This window comes from Nakamurella sp. (genome assembly GCF_048594475.1).
Taxonomy (GTDB): Bacteria; Actinomycetota; Actinomycetes; order Mycobacteriales; family Nakamurellaceae; genus Nakamurella.
This window is the reverse complement of record NZ_JBMDXT010000131.1, coordinates 1-4,307: the sequence shown is the minus strand read 5'-3', so window position 1 is coordinate 4,307 and position 4,307 is coordinate 1. Positions and strand designations below refer to the sequence as shown.

The window sequence follows — 4,307 nt, the reverse complement described above, 5'->3', positions numbered from 1 at the left end:
CCCGCGCGGATCATCAACGCCGGCGGTGCGCCACGAGGCGCTGCTTGTTCGAGTGGAGGTGAGAGGCCACCACCGCTGACCCTGTCGTAGCGGGGCGGTGGAGCTGAGGGCAGCCCGTTGCCGGGGTACGCCGGGAACGGGTGGGAGCAGCCCTGACAAAGCCGGGACGGTCCAGGACTGCCAGATGGGGTGGGTCCGGCGAGCGTGACGGAGAGGAGTACGCGAGGAACCAGCGTTTACGTCCCTTAATTGATGACCGACCCGGAATCTGGCGGATGTGGGTCGGGTGCGGTGCGCACCCCGCTGATGGTGGTGGGGGAACTTCTGGGTGGCTGTCGCTTGGGTTGCCGGGAGGGCGTGGTGAAGGTCTACGGCGTAGCCATGTCGATGCCGCAGGGACCGAGTTGGGCTCCTCCTTCGTCGAGCGAGCAGCAGTGAACGTGGGAACCATCCCCGGTCCTTCCCCGGGGCCGCGTGATCCGGCGCGGCCACCGGGGTGGGTTCGTGACCGGCCGATCGGGCCGGGGGTGGGGCGGAGCCGTCGTAGTACTCCGAGCCGGGGAGAGCCCGGTACATGGGGAAGGGCGGCAGCGGGTACGCGAGGGGAAGGATGCTGTGATGCCGAAAGATCCGCCGGGGAATCGCGGCGGCCGCAGCGACGACCAGTCGTGGCAGCGGGTATCGGGGATGCAGACCAAGCTTCACCGTTGGGCGGTGACCGATCCGGGTCGCCGGTTCGATGACCTGTTCAATTTCGTGTACGACCGGTCGACGATGCAGGTGGCGTTCGACCGGGTGGTCGGCAATACCGGGGCCAGGACCGCGGGGGTGGACGGTCTTCGGGCCGCCATGGTCGCGGACCTGCCCGGTGGGGTCGAGGGGTTCCTGGAGCAGTTGCGGCTCGCGGTCAAGGACGGCTCGTTCCGTCCGATGCCGGTGCGGCAACGGTTGATCCCGAAGGGTCACGGGTCGGGCAAGCTGCGCAGCTTGGGTATCCCGACGGTCGCCGATCGGGTGGTCCAGGCCGCGCTGAAGTTGGTGTTGGAACCGATCTTCGAGGCCGATTTCCTGTCGGTCTCGTACGGTTTCCGGCCTCGTCGGCGGGCTCATGACGCGGTCGCGGAGATTCAGCGGTTCGGCACCCAGGGTTACCGGTGGGTGGTGGACGCCGATATCGAGGCGTGCTTTGACCGGATCGACCACACAGTCCTGCTGGACCGGGTGCGTCGCCGGGTCAAGGACAAACGCGTCGTGGCGCTGGTCAGGGCGTTCCTCAAGGCCGGGGTGATGACCGAACTCGGCGAACACCAGGACACCCATACCGGCACCCCGCAGGGTGGGATCTTGTCCCCGTTGCTGGCCAACATCGCGCTGCACGTGCTCGATGAGCACGTGCAGGCGCCCTGGCGGCCGGGCGGGAGCATGTCCACCGACTACCAGCGGCGGCGAGTCCGTCGCGCCCAGGGCCTGCCGAACTGGCGGATCGTCCGCTACGCGGACGATTTCGCGGTCCTCGTGTACGGCACCCGGGACGACGCTGTGACCCTGCACGAAGACATCGGTCGGGTCCTGGCCACCATCGGGCTGCGGTACTCCGCGGACAAGACCCGGGTGGCCCACCTGAGCGAGGGCATGAACTTCCTGGGGTTCCACCTCCAGTGGCGCCGGAAGTTCGGAACCGATCAGTGGTACGTCTACACCTTCGTCGACGCCCGGCGGGTCCGGACGGCGAAGGCCAGGATTCGTGCCCTGACGCCCAGGACATCGCAACAGCCCCCCGGGGCCGTGATCACCAAGATCAACCGGTTCCTGACCGGTTGGTCGACCTATTTCCGCTACGCGGTGGCCGCTCATACCTTCAACACCCTGGCCAGATTCCTCTGGTGGCGGGTCGTGCGCTGGTTGCGGACCATGCACCGGTGGAACTGGGCCGACGTCCGTCGACAGTTCACCGACCCCAGTGGCCGGTGGAAACCCTTGTCGGCGGACGGGATCGAGTTGTTCAACCTCGCGGCCGTGCCGGTCACCCGGTACCGGTGGCGCGGATACACGATCCCCACACCTTGGACACCGACCCCGGCATAACGGCCGCACCCGTGGAGAGCCCGGTGCGTCGAGACACGCACGCCGGGTTCGGCGAGCGGTCCGGGGAAACGGAACCGGGGCAACCCGGCCACCGCGCCCCGGACCGACTCAACCGGACGACATCGCACTCAACCGTCCCACCCGTCACATTCGGGGCCGGATGATCCGCGCGGGTGTCCACCCGGTGTCCGTCGGATCCCGCGGCCCGGCCCAGCCGGGGACCGGTCACGCCGGCCGGTCACGCCGACCCGTCACGCCGGCCCGTCACGCCGGCCGGTCACGCCGGCGGCCCGTCCCTGGCCGCCGGTCACATTTCCCGGCCGGCCGGTGTCCCATGGACATGACCACATCGACGCTGACCCGCTCCCCCCGCGCCCGCGTTCCCCTGGACCCGCCGACGGGCTGGTTCGCCAGGTGGATCGACCGCCTGATCGCCCGGAGATTCGGTGGCCCGGCCGATCCCCTGCGGGCGATGTGGCACAACCCGCGGGTGCTCCGCGCCGACCTCGCGCTGGAGGCCGGGGTGTCCCGGCTGCGCACCCTGCCGCCGCACCTGGGCACCCTCGCGCAGATGACCGCGGCGGTGCAGATCGAGTGCGGGTGGTGCCTGGATTTCGGCTACTTCCTGGCGCACGCGCAGGGAGTGGAACCGGCCAAGCTGGAGCAGGTGCCGACCTGGCGCACCAGCGACGCGTTCACCCCGCTGGAACGGCGGGTGATGGAGTTCGCCGAGGCGGCCACCGCCACACCGCCCGCGGTGACCGACGGGATGGCCGCGGCCCTGCGCGCCGACCTGGGCGACGACGGCCTGGTCGAGCTGACCATGCTGGTGGCCGTGGAGAACCTGCGATCCCGATTCAATTCGACCCTGGGCCTGTCGTCCCAGGGATTCTCCGAGTCGTGCCGGGTGCCGGGCGCATGACCGGCCCCGACCGTCCCGCCCCGGACCCCGGATCCGATGCCGGCCTGGACGACTTCGTCCGGCACCGGGATCTGCTGTTCACCATCGCCTACGAGATCACCGGGTCGGTGACCGACGCCGAGGACGTGGTCCAGGAGAGCTACCTGCGCTGGCAGGAGGCGGCCCGGACGTCCGAGATCCGGAACCCGCGGGCCTACCTGGCCCGGATCGCGACCCGGCAGGCGCTGAACCGGCAGCGGGGCAACGCCCGGCGCCGGGAGGACTACGTCGGCCCGTGGCTGCCCGAGCCGCTGGTGACGGTGCCCGATGTCGCCGACGACGCCGTGCTGGCCGACGCGGTCTCGATGGCCATGAGGGTCGTCCTCGACTCGCTGACCCCGGACGAGCGGGCGGTGTTCGTGCTCCGCGAGGTGTTCGCGTTCGGCCACGACGAAATCGCCGAGGCGCTGGGCAAGTCGTCCGCGGCGGTGCGGCAGATCGCCCACCGGGCCCGGTCCGGGGTGCAGGCCCGCCGGCCGTCGCCGGACGGCGCGACCCCGCGCGACTCATCGGCCCGGCAGGTCGCCGAGCGGTTCCTGCGGGCCGCGACCACCGGCGAGTTGCAGGACCTACTGGACGTGCTCGCCCCCGACGTGGTGCTGACCGCCGACGGGGGCGGCAAGGTCTCCGCCGGACTGCGGCCGATCCGCACGGCGGACAAGGTGGGCCGGTTCCTCATGGGCATCCGGGCCAAGGGCTTCGGCGACGAGGTCCGGATCGAGCCCGCCCTGGTCAACGGCCGGGCCGGCGTCCTGGGCTACGTCGGCGACGTGCTGGACACCGTGCTCACCTGGGACGTCGCCGACGACCGGATCACCGCCATCTACCTCGTCCGCAACCCGGACAAGGTCCGGACCGCCGAGCGGGCGCAATCCGTCACCCGCTGACCGGGCCCGGCCGGGCCGCGGGCGGCCGCCGAACCTCCGGCCGGACGCACGCGAAGGGCCCGGCCGGTGGCCGGGCCCTTCGGGTCGCGCGTCGGTCAGTGTCCGTCGCTGATGTAGGACTTCAGCTGCGGCACCTGGTTCACGTTGAACATCCCGCCCCGCAGGTTGGTCGGCACGTTCACCGCGTTCAGATCGGCCTCCATCACCCGGTAGTTGGTGACGGCCGTGCCGTTGGCGTTCTGCGCGGCCGGCTGGGTGATGGTCACGTTCTTGATCAGGTACTCGTTGCCCTCGTACCCGAAGCGGAAGTCGCCGGTGAACGTCGCCTCGCTCGTGGAGGCCTCGATCCAGACCGCCTTGTTCGGCATGGCGGT

At 70.6% G+C, this 4,307-nt stretch carries 4 protein-coding genes; 3 read left to right on the top strand and 1 reads right to left on the bottom strand.

The features are described 5' to 3' along the window. Positions 1-618 precede the first annotated feature (618 nt). The 3 genes from ltrA to ACOJUF_RS06685 all read left to right on the top strand — a co-directional run bounded on the left by ltrA (position 619) and on the right by ACOJUF_RS06685 (position 3,933). Positions 619-2,085, top strand: coding sequence for a group II intron reverse transcriptase/maturase (ltrA, locus tag ACOJUF_RS06695; protein WP_420121084.1), 1,467 nt, complete (start codon positions 619-621; stop codon positions 2,083-2,085). A gap of 340 nt (positions 2,086-2,425) precedes the next feature. Beyond that, entirely contained in the window at positions 2,426-3,007 is a 582-nt protein-coding gene (locus ACOJUF_RS06690) for a carboxymuconolactone decarboxylase family protein (RefSeq protein WP_420121083.1), read from the top strand. After that, positions 3,004-3,933, top strand: a complete 930-nt coding sequence (locus ACOJUF_RS06685; protein WP_420121082.1) for an RNA polymerase sigma-70 factor — start codon at positions 3,004-3,006, stop codon at positions 3,931-3,933. Before ACOJUF_RS06690 ends, ACOJUF_RS06685 begins: the two co-directional genes overlap by 4 nt. Before the next feature lie 95 nt (positions 3,934-4,028). Here the strand turns inward: ACOJUF_RS06685 and ACOJUF_RS06680 are convergent. Then, positions 4,029-4,307 (bottom strand): hypothetical protein (locus ACOJUF_RS06680; RefSeq protein WP_420121081.1); only part of this gene is annotated, 279 nt, incomplete at its 5' end.